At 45.7% G+C, this 416-nt stretch carries 1 pseudogene; it reads left to right on the plus strand.

Annotation, left to right across the window (positions count from 1 at the left end):
• A pseudogene (gene gatB / locus B4H32_RS00430) lies at window positions 1-416 on the plus strand (Asp-tRNA(Asn)/Glu-tRNA(Gln) amidotransferase GatCAB subunit B); the annotation flags it as partial.

The following is a 416-nucleotide window of genomic DNA, read 5'->3' on the forward strand; positions in this document are numbered from 1 at the left end:
ATTGTGGGCTTGGGTCATATCGACATTCAACTTGAAGATGGTACGGTGAAGCGTATTGGCGTAACTCGTGCCCATCTTGAAGAAGATGCTGGTAAATCCATCCATGACCAATTTGAGGGCATGTCAGGTATCGACTTAAACCGCGCTGGTACGCCATTGCTTGAAATCGTGTCTGAACCTGATATGCGTTCAGTTGAAGAAGCTGTGGCTTATATCAAGGCGATTCATACATTGGTGCGTTGGTTAGGTATTTCTGACGGTAACATGGCCGAAGGTTCATTCCGTGCTGACTGTAACGTGTCTTTGCGTCGTCCAGGTCAGCCATTCGGCACTCGTTGCGAGTTAAAAAACCTCAACTCATTCCGTTTCATTGAGCAAGCGATCAATGTTGAAATTGAACGCCAAATGGAAATTTT

Origin of the sequence: Acinetobacter sp. UBA2063, assembly GCF_002333245.1 — a bacterium.
Taxonomy (GTDB): Bacteria; Pseudomonadota; Gammaproteobacteria; order Pseudomonadales; family Moraxellaceae; genus Acinetobacter; species Acinetobacter parvus.